The sequence below is a fragment of the Cognatiyoonia sp. genome (assembly GCF_965661665.1).
Classification (GTDB): domain Bacteria; phylum Pseudomonadota; class Alphaproteobacteria; order Rhodobacterales; family Rhodobacteraceae; genus Cognatiyoonia.
The window spans coordinates 36,570-54,068 of the sequence record NZ_CBFIEO010000004.1; the positions used below are offsets into that span (position 1 = coordinate 36,570).

Consider the following 17,499-nt stretch of genomic DNA (forward strand, 5'->3'; position numbering starts at 1 on the left):
TTTAGTCATTTACGCGACCATTACATGAACTGCAAAGGGACGCGTTGATTTTCTGTCTCTGCCGCGTAAGTAACCAAGGTGGTGAAAGAGAGGCGAAAATGGCGAAACATCGGGTTTTGACAGAGTTTGGCATGGGGAGTTCTTTGCGGCGGCATGACTACACCCAAGCGGCAAAGCGGGCGCTCCAAGATGCGCTGTGGCACAACTCCATCAACATGTCAGAGCTATTTGGGTTTCCGAAAGAAGCGATGATCATTGATGTCGACATCGCGGTGCAGGATCCGTCCAAAGTGGACGTGGACGCGCTGAAAGACATCTTCCCCTATGGTCAAATCTCAATAACCACAAGCCACGGTGGGCTCGACATCCCGCGACCAGACGGTAACCCGACCGTGATTGCCAATGCTGCGATCAATGTGTCGTTTGAGATGGAGCGGGCATGACAGATCAACGGTTCATCATTGAAATGGGTATGGGCAACGACCTGCATGGGATGGATTACCAAAAGGCCGCCGCCCGAGCGATCGAGGACGCGTTTCGACATTCCTCCATCCCGATGTTTGGTGGCCTTGGCATTTCACAAGAGGAGATGTGCGTTCAGGTCACAGTTGGCGTGCAGGAGCCAGAGGCGCTGGACACAGACGCGCTGGCGGAAAAGCTGCCGCGCGGACGTGCGACGGTGAGGGGTATCAAAGGTGGGCAGAATGTCCCAAACCCAAATGGGGACACGATTGTTATTGCGACCGCAGCAGTGGAAGCATTTCTGCCGAGCCAAGCAGCAAATTGGCGCCAGAGCTAGGGCTTCAGATCCGAAAGCGCCATGCCGGTTGCAAGCACATCTGGATCAAGCTTGACCTCAATAACCGAAGCGACGCCACTTGCCCGCGCACGATCGAAAGCGGGTGCAAACTCGGCTTGGGTTTGAACCGTTTCCCCGTGACCGCCGTACGAACGTGCAAAGGCGGCAAAATCGGGGGAGGCAAGGTCTGTGCCAGAGACGCGACCTGCGTAGGTCTTTTCTTGGTGCATTCGGATCGTACCATAGCGTCCATTGTTCATCACGATCACGATGGGCTTTGCACCATGCTGGATGGCCGTCGACATCTCGTTGCAGGTCATTTGAAAACAGCCATCACCTGCGAGACACACCACATCCCGATCCGGATGCTGGAGCGACGCCGAAATCGCCGCCGGAAACCCGTATCCCATAGAGCCTGAGGTCGGCGCAAGTTGCGTGCCATACTGCTTGTAAACGAAATACCGGTGCAGCCACGCAGCGTAGTTGCCCGCCCCATTGGTCAAGATCGCGTCTTTCGGCAGGTCGTCAGAGAGCCATTTGATGACCAGCTCTTGTTTGACGTCGCCGGGGCTTTCTTGTGGCGTCAGCCACGCCTCATAATCAGCGCGAGCAGCGATGGTCCAGTTAAAGAGTGTTTCGGGCCAATCGATTTTGGACGCTATATCAGCCATTAGCCCAATCACATGATCCGCGCGGGCCACCAGCCCTGCATCCACGCCATAGACGCGCCCCATTTCTCCAGCGTCGGCGTGGATATGGAGGATGGTTTTCTGGGGATCAGCCGGATCGACCAACACGTATGCTTGCGTCGCGATATCGCCGAACCTTGTGCCAAGAAGAAGCAGACAATCGGTATCGCGGACCCGCTGCGCGAGTTTTGGATTGATCCCGACATTGAGATCACCGACGTAGTTCGGATGGGAATTGGCAATCATGTCTTGTCTGCGGAAAGAAGCAGCAATCGGCAGGCCCGAAGCCTCGGCAAACCGCTCCAAATCGCGCTGGGATTTAGCCGACCAATGTGGTCCTCCAGCGATGACCAAGGGGCATTTTGCGGCTGATAGCCTTTGTAGGATGTCTTCGATGGAGGCTTCGGATACGTCGCTAACTATATCCATGGCCCCTGCAAAATCGGGCACGTCAGACTCTGCACTCAGCATATTTTCTGGCAGTGCCAAAACCACTGGCCCAGGCCGCCCGCTGGTCGCCACGCGAAAGGCGCGGGCGATGTATTCGGGCAGTCGATCCGTCTGATCGACCTGCGCCACCCATTTGGCCAAATCGCCAAACATCGTACGGTAATCAACCTCTTGAAAGGTTTCGCGATCAGTGTGGCGGTTGTCGATTTGCCCAATGAACAGAACCATCGGCGTGCTGTCCTGCATCGCGATGTGAACGCCCGCACTGGCATTCGTGGCCCCTGGCCCTCGGGTCACGAAACAGACTCCCGGCTGGCCGGTCATTTTGCCATAAGCCTCCGCCATCATCGCAGCACCGCCCTCGTGCCGGCACACGACGTTTTGGATGTCGCTGTCATAAAACCCATCCAAAGCCGCAAGAAAGCTTTCGCCCGGCACGGAGAAGACCCGCTTCACACCCAACTTCACCAGCTGATCGCTGAGGATTTTCCCACCGTGCCGCTTCATTCACGCTCTCCTTGCCCTTGCTGCACAATGCGCCTGCGACGGTGCACAGGCAAGCGTCTTGGAACCTCAGCCAATCGCCTTACGTTTGCATCCAACAGAATTAGAAAGGACCACCCATGACCACCCTGCTCGGCATTTCCGGTTCCCTACGCAATGACGCGACCAACCGCATGCTGATCCGCGCGGCCCGCGACGCGTTTGAGCCCGACACCTTTATTGAAGCGAACCTGCATTTGCCGCTTTATGATGGGGATTTGGAGAAGGAAGGCATTCCGACTGAGGTTCAAACGCTTTCGGATCAGATCAAGGATGCTGATGCTGTCGTTATTTCGACGCCAGAATACAACAAATCCATTTCAGGCGTCTTGAAGAACGGGCTGGACTGGGTGAGCCGCACTAAGGGCAGCCCATGGCGGGATAAGCCTGTGGCAATCATGTCAGCAACCGCAGGGCGTGCAGGCGGTGAACGCGCGCAATTCGCGCTGCGACTGTGCATGACGCCCTTTCGTGCCAAACTGATCCAAGGTCCGGAGCTGTTGGTTGCGGCAAATTCTGACCAATTCGATGAGAATGGGCTGCTCACCAATGAGCATTATCTGGGTGTGCTCGACGACCTTATGAAAGAGCTTAAGGCCGCTATCTAACGGTAGGTAACAGGTAGTGCGGCTTTCAGCTCATCATAGAGGGCAAGCCGCTCTGCCGGATCGAGAAACGCACCAATCTCAACCTCACGGTCGCCACCTCGTAAGGTAATGTAGTTCTCGACTGGCCCTTTGTTCGGGTGCAGATGAACGCTGACCCAATATCGGTTCGCTTCCCACTCTTGCACATGGCCGTTGGGGTTGTGGCGGACAAGCTGCGCGCGGTCTTCTGACACCACCAGCTCTTCCAACACTTCGCCCCGCCGATAGCTGACGTAGAGCGCAAACCAAATCGCGGCCAGCATGATCCCAAAGAACGGCAGAAGCCCCCACAATACGGGTGTACCCAATAACGCAATCAGCGGCAGAGCCACCATGGCGGCGGTGGAGCCAATGAACAGCACAAAATCCTTACGCAACAATGACCGATATGGCCAAAGGCTGAGTTCCCAATCGGGCTTTTCATGGGGCGGTTCTGGCGACCATTGATAAGGCATAAAATTCAGGTAGTGCTTGGCCTGCCACCTCTCAAGTGCGCGGTTTGGCGCAGGGGTCAAAGCGGGTTGCTCACCTCAATCAAATTGCCGTCTGGGTCGCGGATATAGAGCGACATGATCGATCCCGTCGCACCTGTGCGCTGGACGGGACCTTCCAAAACATCAACACCTTCAGCCTCAAAATGAACCTGCCATTCAGTGAGGGGCGTCGCACTCAAAAAACACAAATCAGCACTGCCCGGCGTGGGTGCTGCGGCTTTCGGTTCAAATGGTTTGGCGGCTGGGTGAAGGTTTATTTTCTGTGTTCCGAACGAAAGCGCTGTCCGAACGGATCCGTCGCTTGGATGAAAAACCTCGACTTTCATGCCCAAAACCTGTTCATAGTAGGCCACTGTCTGATCGACATCGGCGACGGTCAGAACCAAATGATCCAAGCTGCTGAGTTCGGGCATAGCGCACCTATTGAGTTAACCACGTTCCACCATGTCAGACGAAACCGGCCAAACGCAAACACTGAACGATCCGATGGACGTGGCGCGGACCAATGCAATGTTGGCCGCATTGGGCAGACCCGCAAATCTGCAGCCTATGGACGCGCTGCCGCCGTTCTTTCACCACATCTATTTCTGGAATGCACAGCCACCCGCCGCCCTTGGCCGCGACGGGCACCCCAAGACAGGCGGATTGGTGCCGGACACGGGCATGCCACGCCGCATGTGGGCCGCGGGCAAACTCACATTTCACCGCCCGCTTTTGGCGGGTGTCAGAGCGGAGAAGGTCACTACCGTTGAGTCAGTTGAGCGAAAGACCGGACGCTCCGGCCCGCTTGCTTTCGTGCGGCTTCGGCATGACATCAAACAGCGCCATACCCTCGCAGTGACAGAGATGCAGGATTTGGTCTACCGCGAAGACAAGCCGCAGACGCCACCGTCACCCCCAGCGGTGCCCACAGGCGCGACAGAGACTCAGACGGTGAACTTCGATTCAACGCTCCTGTTTCGGTACTCCGCGCTGACCTTCAACGGACATCGCATCCACTATGATGAAACCTACGCGCGGGAGGTTGAGGGGTATGACGGCCTCGTCGTGCATGGTCCTTTGATCGCGCAATTGCTGATGCTGATGGCCGAAGATCATGCTGGCCCGCTCAATCGCTTTGCTTATCGCGCGACGTCGCCGCTGATGCATCATGAAAAAGCAAAACTATGTCGGAACGGACGAAACCTTTGGGCGCAGGGGCCGGACGGACGGCAGTTGATGCTGGCGGATTTTTCCTAGCGACTAGAGATTGCGGCTGATGTCGAAGTCGTCTGGATAGGTGACGCGTTTCTCCAGTACCAGATCGGCCATCACCTCCCCCACTTTTGGGGCCATGCCAAAGCCGATCTTGAACCCACCGTTTGCTACGAATTCGCCCTTGCGCTGTGGGTGTTCCCCCAGCATGGGCGCGCGGCTTCGACTGCGAGGGCGGACACCGGCCCAGCGTTCTATCACCGGCGCGTCGCTTAGGATTGGCATCGCAGCCTTCGCCCGCGCAATCACATCCTCAAGCGCATCGTCCGTGACATTGGGTTTGTCAAACTCCCTCTCGGACGTTGATCCAACCGCCACCGTTCCACCGCGATGGGGAATGATATGCAAGGTGTCGGCAAAAAGCTGTGGCGCACCAGAGGCATCAAAATCCAGCAGCGCAGCTTGTCCCTTGACACCATTACCAATCTGACGTGGCGCATCCTGTGACATCTCAGAAAGGCCCGCCCAACCAGTCGCCCAAACCACCTGACCTTCAGGCTTCGCTTCGGCGCAAATCTCCCCCTTCAGGTTCTGAACGGCGCGGGCCAAGGCTTGCGTGGCCAAACGCGGATGGATCAGGGCTGACAAAGTGTCCTTCACCAACAACCCGGTGGCCGATGGCGGCTCCCACCCAGATGCGGTCGCGGCGACCACGTTCCACTGCGCTTGGTCTTTCCATAATTCCGTGGCCGACATCGCGCGTTGACGGGCCAAAGAAACGGCAGCGCCATCTGCCAAAGGCTGCAAACGACCACTGCGCGAATACCCAGTCGGCAGGCCGGTTCGGGCCTCAACGTCGGGCCAAAAGTCCCGCGCAATCAGCAGACTGTCGAGTTGGAATTGTTTCTTGGCGTTCCAATTCTCCGGCACATGCGGGGCTAGTGCCCCAACGATCCCACCGCTCGCACCGCCAGCCACCTCATTGGGATCAATTACACGGGTTTTTGCCCCGCGTTTGGCACAGGCAAAGGCCACGGACAGACCAAAAATGCCTGCGCCATAGACCGTTACATCGACCGTTGCCATTCCACGCCCCTCGCGCCATCTTTGCCCCACGAAATTAGGGCAAATTGCGATGAGCGACCAGACCGAACAGCTTGAATGGCGCGAGACCGAAGCGGGTGCGGTGCCAATTTCCACCCAGTTTGATGATCCGTATTATTCGCTCGACAACGGCTTGGCGGAAACACGGCATGTGTTTCTGGATGGAAATGACTTGCCCGCGCGGTTCAAGGATGGGTTCCACGTGGCAGAGCTTGGCTTTGGCACAGGGCTCAACTTTCTTGCCACGCTTGAGGCGTTTCGGCGGTCAGGCACGTCCGGAAGGTTGAGGTTCACCAGTTTTGAAGCGTTTCCGATGGCCCCTGCCGATCTCCGAACGGCCTTGGCCCCTTACACGGATTTGCCGACGGATATCCTGAAGGTGCCTTCCCTTGAGGAGTTGAATGGGCCGGATTTTGAGCTGCGCGTTATCATTGGTGATGCACGTAAGACCTTGCCGAATTTGACCGATGAAGCCGACGCTTGGTTCCTTGACGGCTTCTCGCCCGCCAAAAATCCCGAGCTTTGGGAAGTGAGCCTCATGAACACCGTGGGTATCAAAACCAAACCTAGCGGTACCTTTGCAACCTACACCGCTGCGGGCCATGTGCGCCGCGCGTTGGCCGAAGCGGGTTTCGAAGTTCAGCGGGTCCCTGGCTTTGGTCGCAAGCGTCATATGACAGTGGGGCAGATGCTGAATGCAGAATAACCTCAGGCTTGGCATCATTTTCATGGTCATCACCGCTTTCGTCTTCGCGGTGCAGGACGGCATTTCGCGGCATCTAGCGGGTACATACAACGTCTACATGGTGGTGATGATCCGCTACTGGTTCTTTGCGGCCTTCGTGATCACTGTCGCTTCCCGCCAATCCGGATCGATCCGCGCCGCTGCATCCACCAGTCAGCCTTTCATTCAAATCCTGCGCGGGGCGCTTTTGGCGCTGGAAATCTGCGTAATGGTCAGCGCGTTTGTGATCTTGGGATTGGTGGAAAGCCACGCAATCTTTGCCTGCTACCCACTTGTCATCGCCGCCCTCTCTGGCCCGATCTTGGGCGAACAAGTTGGCTGGCGGCGCTGGGGTGCGATTGCGACAGGCTTCATCGGAGTCTTGGTGATCCTGCAACCGGGGAGAGGCGTGTTTGCACCGGCGGCAGCGATCCCATTCGCCTCTGCCGCGATGTTCGCGCTCTATAGCCTGCTCACGCGGTACGCCGCTCGCAAGGACACCGCTGCCACGTCGTTTTTCTGGACCGGCACAGTGGGTGCGGTTGTGATGACCGCAATCGGCATCTGGTTTTGGGAGCCGATGACCAGCAACGATTGGGCATGGATGGCCATCTTGTGCGTGACGGGAGCCTTGGGCCATTGGACGCTGATCAAAGCCTATGAAGCGGCGGAGGCAAGCGCGATCCAACCCTTCGCCTACCTCCAAATGGTGTTTGCCATAATCATCGGCCTTAGCCTCTTTGGGGAAACGTTGGAGCCGCATGTCGCCTTCGGCGGTCTCATCATCGTCCTGGCTGGGCTCTACACCCTGTGGCGCGCGCGTTTAGCCTAAGGCCGCGCGGTGGGTCTCAGTGATGTGGTCAAACCTTCGGGTGAAGACAAATCATCTGGCCGCATCTCTGGCCGGATATTCGGTTTGATCCCTGTGAGCAACTCCATAAACTGGACTGGACCCACCTCGCCACTCAAGCGGGCCTCGTAGATCGGGATCGATTCTGTGATCCGCATCACATAATTGCGTGTTTCGCGGAACGGGATGTGCTCGATCCAGTCAATGACATCCACCTCCCCCAAACGCGGGTCGCCTCGTTCTGACATCCAGATCGCGGGGCGGCTTGGTCCCGCATTATAGCCCGCTGCAATCTGGACGGGGGAGTAGCCGAACTCCTCCTCCAGCACAGCAAGGTATTTTGACCCCAGTCGTGCGTTGTAGCGCCAATCAGCGGTCAACCGACCGCGGCTGTAAGGCAAGTCCAGAAAGCCCGCGACTTCTTCTGCAGTGGCAGGCATCAATTGCATCAGCCCCAAGGCACCCACGGGACTGCCCACAACGGGATTAAACTCACTCTCCCGTCGTGCGATGGACAGCGCCAAGGCGGGCTTTGTCGGCAAGTCCATCTCCGATAGCGGGTGAATTGGGAAATGGCTCGACGGCACCAAACGCCCCTTTGAGATGGCTGACTTGCCGAGGATGAGTTCAAAGAAACTCTCCCCCTTCGCCTCCAAAGCGGCCCCAAGAAGTGACAGCGTTTCCGCATCAAGAGTCCGACCTAAATCAGCAAAGAAGGTGACAGCCGCCCCGCGCTCCCCCGCCTCCAAAAGCGTCAGCGCGGCGCGGATTTTGTCATTCTCTAGGATGTCCGAGTTTTCCCAATCGCGCGGGTCATTCTGACCCGTCAACGCGGCGTTCAAGGGACGGGCCAATTTCTCTGACGCGATCAAGCCGTAGAAGGCTGTCTGATGCTCCGCCGCGCGTTGGTAGGCAGCGGTTGCACGAGCATCGCCCAAAGCCTCAAACGCGCGACCGATCCAGTATTCCATGCGTGCAATGGAAATGGGTGTGTCGATTTCCGCACGCGCCTTTTCAAAATGCCCAATCGCAGCAGCAGGTTCGTTCAAATAGGTCAGCGCGATGTAGCCCGCCAACCATTCGAGATCCGCAAAAGCGTTTCCATCCTCCAAGAAGTGCTGCGTCGCCAGACGGTAGGCTTGCGTCGGGCGTCCTTCCCGCATTTCCCACCGGGCGAGGGAGCGTCGCCATCCAGACCAACGGAATGGTTGACCCAAAGCCTCCGCACTTGTGGATTGCCCAAGTGCGACCGCAACAGCTTCGGCACGGCGTCCCCGATCCACAAGCCAATTGCAGCGGTCATATTTCAGCGCGGGTGTCGACTTGAGCGCGACAGGCACGGCCTCCACCCGCTCCGCCAAATCGCTCTTGTTCTGGATATAGCCCAATCGCGCGGCGGCGAGTTTTGCCTGATCTTCAGACAAAAGCGGCAGCATCCGCTCCGCCTCTTCCGTCCGCCAGCGCCACAAAAGCGCATCAACACGGGCGGCATGATGCGGGGCCAAACGATCAGGAAACGCCTCTAGCAAAGCGTCATGCCCTTCCTCGCTCAGCCGCAGTTCGATCCAAGCAGTCGCGACCACGTCATCAGCCAAACCTATCAGACCCCGCGCATCCAAAGCTTGTGCCAGCCGGACGGCCCCCAATCCGGTTTGTGGCCGCACATCACCGAACCATTGCAGAACGACGCCGGGATCGGCATTTTCGGGGATCGCTTCCTCACCCTTGGCGCGGATCGATCGCAGTCCGGGCCAGTCAGGGCGCTTGGTGCCAAAGGCGCGGTAATCGGCAAATGTGCCTTCACCCGCCCGCAAGCGCAGCCACTCCACCAAGTCAACCGTCACCGCATCTTGGGCCTGCCCCTCGGCCACGCCACGGGCAGCAAACCAATCCTCGTCCCCAGCAAGGCGCACCGCGTCTACCGCAGCTTTTGGCATCAGTTGCGCGGCCGCCGAAAAAGGCAGCAGCCCCAAAAGAAGGATGAGGAGAAGTCGGATCATAATTGCCTGTTGGATCGCGTTTTTCAACAAGCTAGGTCGGACAGCCGAACAAGGCCACACAAATTCTTGGCATTCAGCGGAAAGGCGTCTAGTGTCCGCGCGATTTTAAGGGGCAAACCGCCCATCACCGCAAAAAAAGGAAGCGCGTTATGATCAAAGGATCTTTGCCAGCACTCGTCACGCCGTTCTCGAACGGTTCAGTGGACATCGACGCGCTCAAAAAACTTGTTGATTGGCACATTGACCAAGGCTCGCACGGGTTGGTACCCGTCGGGACAACAGGTGAAAGCCCAACCCTGAGCCATGAAGAGCATGATTTGGTGGTGCAAACTGTCGTGGACCAAGTGGCCGGTCGCATCCCCGTGATTGCTGGTGCGGGTTCCAACAACACGGAAGAAACCGTGCGTCTTATTCAGGCAGCCAAGGACGCAGGGGCGACGGCCGCGCTTGTTGTCACGCCTTATTACAACAAGCCAACACAGCGCGGGTTAAAGGCGCATTTTCTGGCTGCTGCCGACTGCGGTCTGCCGATCATCATCTACAACATCCCGCCACGATCCGTGATCGACATGACGCCCGACACAATGGCTGAGTTGAGCAAGCATGAGATGATCATTGGCGTAAAAGACGCCACAGCTGACCTGTCACGCGTTCCGGCAACGCGCCACCGCTGCGGGAAGGACTTCATCCAGTTGTCTGGCGAAGACGCAACGGCGCTCGGCTTTAACGCCCATGGCGGCGTTGGCTGTATCTCCGTCACGGCGAACGTCGCGCCTCGGCTTTGCGCTGAGTTTCAGGAGAAAACGCTGGCAAAAGACTTTGATGGCGCGTTGACCCTTCTGGACCGTCTCATGCCCTTGCATGAAGCGATATTTACAGAGCCGGGGCTTTGTGGCGCGAAATATGGATTGTCTGTTTTGGGAATGTGCAGCGACAATGTCCGCTCCCCCCTGACAACGCTAACAGATGAGACGAAGGCGAAAATCAAAGACGCGATGGTCTTTGCAGGGCTTCTGAACTAGCCCGCCGTCCTCAGCCAATCATCGGCAAATGCGACCGCGTCGCAGCCGCCAAAGCGGGCGGCGCGGTCCAATTCGGCCATCAGACGCTTCTGGCGCCCAGCGCCCATGCGCACCTTTGGCTCCGGCCAAAAAGCGGTGACGTCGAGACGTTTTGCCTCTCGATCTGCTTTCATATCGATGCGCCCGATCAACTGATCGCCTTCCATCACGGGGAATACGTAGTAGCCGTATTGCCGTTTCGCAGCAGGGACGAAAATCTCGATCCGGTAGTGAAACCCAAAAAGCCGCTCAGCACGCTTGCGATCACGCAAGACCGGATCAAAAGGCGAAAGGATCCGTACCCTTTGTGAAATATCTAGGACTGGCAAATCCAGCAGGTCCGGCCGCGCAAAGGAACGGCGCAAGCTGCCATCGACGCATTCCACGTCAACTTCGATCAACGCACCTGTCACAAGGCCCCGCTGACACCATTCTTTCGCTTCTTGGGACGTCACCGTGTCCCAAAACGCGGTAATCTCCCCACTTGTGGTAAACCCCAAATGGTCAAGCGCTTCGTTACAGTGCCAATCGATCGCGTCTTCATTAGAAACAAAAGCGTTCAAATGCGCTGAGGGGATCACTCGATCTGTCAGGTCGTAAATTTTGCGGAACCCTTCGCGCCGCGTGACCGAAAGCTCCCCCGCGTGCCAAAGATATTCGAGCGCGGTCTTTGACGGATGCCAATCCCACCATCCGCCGGAGGATTTCTTTTCATCCTGACCGACATCCGCCGTCCCACAGGCCCCATTGTCGGAGATATGCCGCAAGACCTCATCGGTCTTTTCCCAGAAATCCCCCGCCTGTTCTTGCTGTAGTGATCTTCGAGTCGCCACGCTGACCGTTGAAACCGCAGCCGCCATTTCGGGAAGAACTCGGTGGGTACAGTTGCCGCGTCGTGGGTTCAATGCTCAAACAGTTTCCTGTCGCGCTTAAGGAGCAAGTCCAAAGTTTGCGGCCGATACTGCTGCCGCCGCGATCACAGGATCATGTCGTGCGCGCTGGCGAAAGTGTTCACACTATCAAGCTGCACAAACCCCAAATTACCGATCAGCTTGGCAAGGTCCGCCCCCTTCCCTGCCCCCGATGGCGTGTCGGTCAAAAGGTGCTTTCGCAGAAACACCCGCCGCACCGTGGCATTTAAAAGGACGGGGACCACGTCAGTCATCCCCCGGCGTCAGACGCGCTTGGCGGAGGAATTCCACCAAAATGGTCGTCACAAATCCGATCGACAACAGCACATTCACCGCTGTCATCCCACCCAACAACCGCCATTCCACCGACAAGAGGATGTCGCCGAACCCCAGGGCCGTGAAGGCAACGAGCGACAAATAGATCGCTGGCTCTAGCGTTTCGAAAATTCCAAAATACCAGAAACAGAGTGCCCAAATCCAAACACCGACCGTCAATTGGATAAACACCCAGATCGACGCCAACGACAAGAACACCAACATGCGTTTGCCTTGATGGGAACGGCGGAACCTTTTCCGGACGCGGCGCAAAATGAACTCAATCAACCAAAACCCAAATCCGGCCAAGACAATAGAGAACACCAACAACCCGCTGCCGATGAACAATTGGAGCAACATCCAAGTCTCCTTTCCCTGACGCTGAGCAGGCTTGTTTTGAAAAGGCGATTGCCCTATCTCACGCCAACTATGGCTAAAAAATCCGATAACAAAAATTACAAAGTCATCGCTGAAAACCGGCGGGCGCGGTACGACTATGCGATTGAGGATGACTTGGAGGTCGGGATCGTCCTGCACGGACCAGAAGTCAAATCGCTTCGGACGGGTCAATCCAACATCGCGGACAGCTATGCCTCTGTCGATGATGGGGAGCTGTGGCTGACCAACGCCTATATAGCACCCTATGAGCAAGCCATGTTCGGCTTTGAAGAGCGGCGCAAGCGTAAACTTTTGTGCTCAAAACGGGAATTGGCGCGGCTTTGGAACGCGACAAAGCGTGATGGTATGACCATCGTCCCGCTTGTGATGTATTTCAACGACCGCGGTCTCGTGAAGCTAAAGATCGCGTTGGCTAAAGGCAAGAAAACGCACGACAAACGTGCCTCAGACGCCAAAAAGGACTGGAATCGTCAAAAGCAACGACTGTTGCGCCACGACGTCTGAGCCCTCTCACAAGCCGCACGTGCCTAAATGTCCCCTTCACGAACGATTGTTCGGTGATACGCTGTTCATGAGCGACCTTGGGGCCAGCCGCAAATCCCAATTATAATTGGCCCGACAGGAAGGAACCGGGGAATAGGGAACTTATTATCCAATTGATCGAAGGTGCCGTTGGCGGAAACGCCGTTGGTGCAGGTCTGAAAAATCTTTCAATAGGCGCTGCGGGGAACTCCATCGCGGGCGCTATCGGCGGCTTGGGCGGCGGACAGCTTTTGGGCATGCTTGGCACTAGTGGTGAAGCCGCGGCAGCCGTAGGTGGTTTTGACATTGCGGGTCTGCTTGGCGGCGCAGGCGGCGGTGCCGTTCTGACGGCTGTCATCTGGCTGATCAAAAACAAGATGATGGGCTAAGTTCAAGTTGCAAGATTTGCGAAGGGGCGCAGGGGAACTTACGCCACTTTTTCTCTGGTCAGGCCCAACCCTTGCAAGATCATCAGGCCCACGCTAGAGCCTGATCTAAGGCCAGACCGCTTCTGCACAGGTTCCGCTATGAAAGACCACATCGACGACCCAAAAACGCTTGTCTCAACCGAGTGGCTCGCCACCCACTTGAGAGGCCCTGATTTGCGCATTTTAGACGCGTCTTGGTACCTGCCAGACATGAACCGCGATGCGAAAGCGGAATTTGCCGAAAGCCACATTCCAGACGCGCGTTTCTGTGACATCGACGAGATCAGCGATCTGCGCTCCGAATTGCCGCACATGGTTCCGCCCGTTGAAAAATTCATGTCCCGCATGCGGGCCATGGGCGTCGGCGACGGTCATCAAGTCGTGGTCTATGATGGGGCTGGTCTGTTCTCCGCCGCGCGGGTTTGGTGGCTCTTCAAGCTGATGGGTCAGACCAATGTTGCCGTGCTCGACGGCGGTTTCCCAAAATGGGTTGCAGAAGGGCGCCCGACCTCTGACCAATCGCCCGTCATCCGCGACCGGCATATGACCGTCACACGCAATAACGGTTTGGTCCGCGATGTGACCGAAGTGGCCCGCGCCGCGAAACTTGGCGATCACACGATCATTGACGCGCGTTCGAGCGACCGATTTGACGGCACCGCACCGGAGCCGCGCGACGGCATGCGCAGCGGCCATATTCCAGGGTCGAAGAACGTTTTCTTCCGCGATGTGCTGGCGTCAGATGGTACAATGCTGTCACCTGATGATTTGAAAAAAGTGTTTGAAAGCAGAGGCGTTGACCTCTCCAAGCCCACCATCACAACCTGCGGGTCAGGTGTGACGGCAGCAGTCCTTAGCCTTGCGCTCGAACGGATCGGCAAGACCGATCACAGCCTTTATGACGGTTCATGGTCCGAATGGGGCATGTACCACGACCTTCCTATCGCGACTGGTAATGATTGATGTTTGAGAAACTCTACCAACAACCTGCTGACAAAATCCTCGCACTGATGGCACAATTCCGCGCCGATCCGCGGGATGAAAAAGTCGACCTCGGCGTCGGTGTCTACAAGGATGCCAGCGGCAACACGCCGGTCATGCGGGCCGTGAAAGAGGCGGAGCGTCGCATCCTCGCCAATCAGTCCACAAAATCCTACGTCGGGCTTGCTGGGGATCCTGCATTCTCTGACGTGATGATTAAATTGGTGCTAGGCGACACAATCACCCACGACCGGATCGCAGCCGTGGCCACACCGGGCGGCACAGGGGCCATTCGTCAGGCGCTGGAACTCATCAAACTGGCGGACCCTACGGCTACAATTTGGCTTTCCAACCCGACATGGCCAAACCACCCGTCAATTATCAAATACCTCGACATGCCGATGGGCACCTATCGGTATTTCGACAATGACACCCGTGGCGTCGATTTTGATGGCATGATAGAGGACTTAGGCGCGGTTGCTGCGGGTGACGTCGTACTGCTCCACGGCTGCTGTCACAACCCAACCGGCGCGAACCTAACGGAAGATCAAATGGCACAAGTCATCGCCAAAGTGAATGCGCAGAGCGCGATCCCTTTGGTCGACATCGCTTACCAAGGCTTCGGCGACGGTCTAGACGAAGACGCGCAAGCCACCCGCGCGATTGCAGCAGGCTTTGAAAACTGCTTAATCGCGACGTCCTGCTCCAAAAACTTTGGCATCTACCGCGAACGCACTGGCATTTTGATGGCCATTGCGAAAGACGCCGATCAAGCCGCCTTGGCACAACAGAATATGTCGTTCCTCAATCGTCAAAACTTCTCCTTCCCGCCGGATCACGGTGCACGTGTCGTGACTACGATCCTGCAAGACGCCGAACTGCGCTTGGACTGGGAAGCGGAGCTGGAAGAGACCCGCAACAGCATGCTGGCGCTGCGTCAGCAATTGGTGGATGAGTTGAAGCGCTTGACCAATTCCGACCGGTTCGACTTTTTGGCCCACCACCGCGGCATGTTCAGCCGTCTTGGGACAACGCCAGAACTGGTCGAAAAAATCCGCGTAGATCACGGCATCTACATGGTTGGGGACAGCCGCATGAACATTGCTGGATTGAATGAGAAATCCGTGCCCGTGCTCGCCAAAGCCATCGTGGAGGCAGGCGTCTAACCACCGCTAAAGGGGCTGTCTGCCCCTCGGCGCGATGCGCCTCACCCCGAAGGTGTTTGGAGCAAAAGACGCCTTTCCCGCCTTTGTTGGGCGAAAATGCTGCAAGTGCGAAATGATCCTTGCGAGTCGTCGCGCAAGATAATATCGAATACGCAATCTCAATCGTTATTTTCTTGCTAGCGGAACCACGACATGTCCTTCCAACTTCAACCAACGCCCCCTGCCCGCCCCAACCGCTGCCAACTTTTTGGACCGGGGTCCAACGTCAAACTGTTCGAGAAAATGGCAGCGTCGGCGGCCGATGTAATCAATCTCGACCTCGAAGACAGTGTTGCGCCCACGGACAAGGATGCAGCACGCGCCAATGTCATCAAAGCCACGCATGAGGTGGACTGGAATACCAAGCTGCTGTCCGTGCGGATCAACGGTTTGGACACGCCCTATTGGTACAAGGATGTGGTCAACTTGCTGGAGCAAGCCTCCGACCGGTTGGATCAGATCATGATCCCAAAGGTGGGCTGTGCGGCAGACATCTACGCGGTTGATGCGCTAGTAACCGCGATCGAAGCAGCGAGAGGCCGGACAAAGAAAATCACCTTTGAAGTAATCATCGAATCCGCGGCGGGCATCGCCCATGTGGAGGAGATCGCAGCAAGCTCCCCCCGTTTGGCTGCGATGAGCCTTGGGGCCGCTGATTTTGCAGCCTCCATGGGCATGCAGACCACTGGAATCGGCGGCACGCAGGAGAATTACTACATGCTGCACGGCGACACGCACCATTTCTCCGACCCATGGCACTGGGCGCAGACAGCCATTGTGGCCGCTTGTCGGACCCACGGTGTTTTGCCTGTGGATGGGCCGTTTGGTGACTTCTCAGATGATGAAGGCTACCGCGCGCAAGCACGGCGCAGTGCGACGCTGGGCATGGTCGGCAAATGGGCGATCCACCCAAAGCAAATCGCGCTTGCAAACGAAGTTTTCACACCGTCTGACGAGGCTGTGGCCGAAGCGCGGGAGATTTTGCAGGCAATGGCCGATGCCAAAGCCCGCGGTGAAGGCGCGACCGTCTACAAAGGGCGCTTGGTCGATATCGCCTCTATCAAGCAAGCCGAAGTGATTGTGGCGCAAGCAGAGCTTATCGCGGGCTAACCCATCGGGATGGCGGGTGGGGCGATTGCGCAGCGAAGCGTCACCCCGCCATTGCAAACACCGGCCTCAAGTGCCTATATCCCACCAAAGAGAAAGAGGCCGGAATGACGCAGTATCTCGAATTCGAAAAACCGCTGGCGGAGATTGAAGGCAAAGCGGAAGAGCTGCGCGCCCTCGCCCGTGAAAATGACGAGATGGACGTCGAGAAAGAGGCCGCCGCCCTCGACAAGAAGGCTGATGACCTTCTCAAATCGCTTTATGCGGATTTGACCCCTTGGCGGAAATGTCAGGTCGCACGGCACCCGAACCGGCCGCACTGCCAAGACTATATCAACGCACTGTTTACGGAATACACACCGCTCGCCGGCGACCGGAACTTTGCCGATGATCATGCTGTTATGGGGGGCATCGCTCGTCTGGACGGCAACCCAGTGATGGTGATCGGCCATGAAAAGGGCAACGACACCAAATCACGGATCGAGCGGAACTTTGGCATGGCCCGCCCAGAAGGGTATCGCAAAGCCATCCGCCTGATGAAACTCGCCGATAAGTTTGGCCTGCCCGTCATCACCCTTGTCGACACACCCGGCGCCTACCCCGGAAAAGGAGCTGAAGAGCGCGGACAATCCGAAGCCATCGCGCGGTCGACAGAAGCCTGCCTAGAGCTTGGCGTGCCACTGATCAGCGTCATCATTGGCGAAGGCGGCTCTGGTGGAGCCGTAGCCTTTGCAACGGCCAATAAGGTCGCGATGTTAGAGCATTCGGTCTATTCCGTCATCAGCCCAGAAGGCTGCGCATCAATCCTCTGGAAAGATGCAGAGAAAATGCGCGAAGCGGCAGAGGCGCTGCGCCTGACAGCGCAAGACCTCCATAAACTCGGCGTATGCGACGAGATTATCAAAGAGCCTGTTGGCGGCGCGCATCGTGACGCCAACGCCACGATCAAAGCAGTTGGAAAGGCGATCCTGAAACTGCTGAAACAAGTCGAGGGCAAATCGGCCAAGAAGATCCGCGGCGACCGTCAGCAGAAGTATCTTGATCTCGGCTCAAAAGGGCTGGCCGCTTAAAGCATC

At 57.2% G+C, this 17,499-nt stretch carries 21 protein-coding genes; 13 read left to right on the forward strand and 8 right to left on the reverse strand.

Going from position 1 to position 17,499, the window contains the following annotated elements; all coding sequences use genetic code 11:
- Window positions 1-98: 98 nt before the first annotated feature.
- Window positions 99-443, forward strand: a complete 345-nt coding sequence (locus tag ACTF5F_RS03530; protein ID WP_438955504.1) for a Lin0512 family protein — start codon at window positions 99-101, stop codon at window positions 441-443.
- Window positions 440-799: a Lin0512 family protein gene (locus ACTF5F_RS03535; protein WP_438955505.1), complete on the forward strand. Its 360-nt coding sequence runs from the start codon at window positions 440-442 to the stop codon at window positions 797-799. The genes ACTF5F_RS03530 and ACTF5F_RS03535 overlap by 4 nt, the downstream gene beginning before the upstream one ends.
- On the opposite strand, the gene ACTF5F_RS03540 is transcribed toward ACTF5F_RS03535, so the two are convergent.
- Entirely contained in the window at window positions 796-2,445 is a 1,650-nt protein-coding gene (locus ACTF5F_RS03540; RefSeq protein WP_438955506.1) for a thiamine pyrophosphate-binding protein, read from the reverse strand. The genes ACTF5F_RS03535 and ACTF5F_RS03540 overlap by 4 nt on opposite strands.
- Before the next feature lie 116 nt (window positions 2,446-2,561).
- Here ACTF5F_RS03540 and ACTF5F_RS03545 point away from each other — a divergent pair, with 116 nt between their 5' ends.
- Window positions 2,562-3,089, forward strand: a complete 528-nt coding sequence (locus ACTF5F_RS03545) for an NADPH-dependent FMN reductase (RefSeq protein ID WP_438955507.1) — start codon at window positions 2,562-2,564, stop codon at window positions 3,087-3,089.
- On the opposite strand, the gene ACTF5F_RS03550 is transcribed toward ACTF5F_RS03545, so the two are convergent.
- Window positions 3,086-3,583 (reverse strand): DUF2244 domain-containing protein, encoded by a 498-nt coding sequence (locus tag ACTF5F_RS03550; RefSeq protein ID WP_438955636.1) that lies wholly within the window; start codon window positions 3,581-3,583, stop codon window positions 3,086-3,088. The two genes, ACTF5F_RS03545 and ACTF5F_RS03550, sit on opposite strands and share 4 nt — an antisense overlap.
- Window positions 3,584-3,639: 56 nt before the next feature.
- Entirely contained in the window at window positions 3,640-4,035 is a 396-nt protein-coding gene (locus ACTF5F_RS03555; RefSeq protein ID WP_438955508.1) for a VOC family protein, read from the reverse strand.
- A 31-nt stretch (window positions 4,036-4,066) separates the two neighbouring features.
- On the opposite strand from ACTF5F_RS03555, the gene ACTF5F_RS03560 reads away from it, so the two are divergent.
- Window positions 4,067-4,861 (forward strand): FAS1-like dehydratase domain-containing protein, encoded by a 795-nt coding sequence (locus ACTF5F_RS03560; RefSeq protein WP_438955509.1) that lies wholly within the window; start codon window positions 4,067-4,069, stop codon window positions 4,859-4,861.
- A gap of 3 nt (window positions 4,862-4,864) precedes the next feature.
- On the opposite strand, the gene ACTF5F_RS03565 is transcribed toward ACTF5F_RS03560, so the two are convergent.
- Window positions 4,865-5,902 carry an NAD(P)/FAD-dependent oxidoreductase gene (locus ACTF5F_RS03565; RefSeq protein WP_438955510.1) on the reverse strand — a complete coding sequence of 346 codons (1,038 nt, stop codon included), beginning with the start codon at window positions 5,900-5,902 and terminating at the stop codon, window positions 4,865-4,867.
- A 49-nt stretch (window positions 5,903-5,951) separates the two neighbouring features.
- On the opposite strand from ACTF5F_RS03565, the gene mnmD reads away from it, so the two are divergent.
- Entirely contained in the window at window positions 5,952-6,626 is a 675-nt protein-coding gene (gene mnmD / locus ACTF5F_RS03570) for a tRNA (5-methylaminomethyl-2-thiouridine)(34)-methyltransferase MnmD (RefSeq protein ID WP_438955511.1), read from the forward strand.
- Entirely contained in the window at window positions 6,616-7,476 is an 861-nt protein-coding gene (locus tag ACTF5F_RS03575; RefSeq protein ID WP_438955512.1) for a DMT family transporter, read from the forward strand. Before mnmD ends, ACTF5F_RS03575 begins: the two co-directional genes overlap by 11 nt.
- Here the strand turns inward: ACTF5F_RS03575 and ACTF5F_RS03580 are convergent.
- Entirely contained in the window at window positions 7,473-9,494 is a 2,022-nt protein-coding gene (locus tag ACTF5F_RS03580; protein ID WP_438955513.1) for a transglycosylase SLT domain-containing protein, read from the reverse strand. The genes ACTF5F_RS03575 and ACTF5F_RS03580 overlap by 4 nt on opposite strands.
- A gap of 149 nt (window positions 9,495-9,643) precedes the next feature.
- Here ACTF5F_RS03580 and dapA point away from each other — a divergent pair, with 149 nt between their 5' ends.
- Window positions 9,644-10,516 (forward strand): 4-hydroxy-tetrahydrodipicolinate synthase, encoded by an 873-nt coding sequence (gene dapA, locus ACTF5F_RS03585; RefSeq protein WP_438955514.1) that lies wholly within the window; start codon window positions 9,644-9,646, stop codon window positions 10,514-10,516.
- Here dapA and ACTF5F_RS03590 read toward each other — a convergent pair.
- The 3 genes from ACTF5F_RS03590 to ACTF5F_RS03600 form a co-directional block, all read right to left on the reverse strand.
- A complete protein-coding gene (locus ACTF5F_RS03590) occupies window positions 10,513-11,388 on the reverse strand; it encodes a winged helix-turn-helix domain-containing protein (RefSeq protein WP_438955515.1) in 876 nt (291 codons plus the stop codon). The two genes, dapA and ACTF5F_RS03590, sit on opposite strands and share 4 nt — an antisense overlap.
- A gap of 143 nt (window positions 11,389-11,531) precedes the next feature.
- Complete coding sequence (locus tag ACTF5F_RS03595; protein ID WP_438955516.1) at window positions 11,532-11,720, reverse strand: hypothetical protein; 189 nt, start codon at window positions 11,718-11,720, stop codon at window positions 11,532-11,534.
- Window positions 11,713-12,141, reverse strand: coding sequence for a two pore domain potassium channel family protein (locus tag ACTF5F_RS03600; protein WP_438955517.1), 429 nt, complete (start codon window positions 12,139-12,141; stop codon window positions 11,713-11,715). The genes ACTF5F_RS03595 and ACTF5F_RS03600 overlap by 8 nt, the downstream gene beginning before the upstream one ends.
- 69 nt (window positions 12,142-12,210) lie before the next feature.
- Between ACTF5F_RS03600 and smpB the strand changes: the two genes are divergently transcribed.
- The 6 genes from smpB to ACTF5F_RS03630 all read left to right on the forward strand — a co-directional run bounded on the left by smpB (window position 12,211) and on the right by ACTF5F_RS03630 (window position 17,493).
- Window positions 12,211-12,684: an SsrA-binding protein SmpB gene (gene smpB / locus ACTF5F_RS03605; protein ID WP_438955518.1), complete on the forward strand. Its 474-nt coding sequence runs from the start codon at window positions 12,211-12,213 to the stop codon at window positions 12,682-12,684.
- Between the two features lie 152 nt (window positions 12,685-12,836).
- A complete protein-coding gene (locus ACTF5F_RS03610; RefSeq protein WP_438955519.1) occupies window positions 12,837-13,091 on the forward strand; it encodes a hypothetical protein in 255 nt (84 codons plus the stop codon).
- Between the two features lie 138 nt (window positions 13,092-13,229).
- Window positions 13,230-14,093, forward strand: a complete 864-nt coding sequence (gene sseA, locus ACTF5F_RS03615; RefSeq protein ID WP_438955520.1) for a 3-mercaptopyruvate sulfurtransferase — start codon at window positions 13,230-13,232, stop codon at window positions 14,091-14,093.
- Window positions 14,093-15,277: an aromatic amino acid transaminase gene (locus ACTF5F_RS03620; protein WP_438955521.1), complete on the forward strand. Its 1,185-nt coding sequence runs from the start codon at window positions 14,093-14,095 to the stop codon at window positions 15,275-15,277. The genes sseA and ACTF5F_RS03620 overlap by 1 nt, the downstream gene beginning before the upstream one ends.
- Window positions 15,278-15,469: 192 nt before the next feature.
- A complete protein-coding gene (locus ACTF5F_RS03625) occupies window positions 15,470-16,426 on the forward strand; it encodes an L-malyl-CoA/beta-methylmalyl-CoA lyase (RefSeq protein WP_438955522.1) in 957 nt (318 codons plus the stop codon).
- 104 nt (window positions 16,427-16,530) lie between these two features.
- Complete coding sequence (locus tag ACTF5F_RS03630) at window positions 16,531-17,493, forward strand: acetyl-CoA carboxylase carboxyltransferase subunit alpha (protein ID WP_438955523.1); 963 nt, start codon at window positions 16,531-16,533, stop codon at window positions 17,491-17,493.
- Window positions 17,494-17,499: the final 6 nt, after the last annotated feature.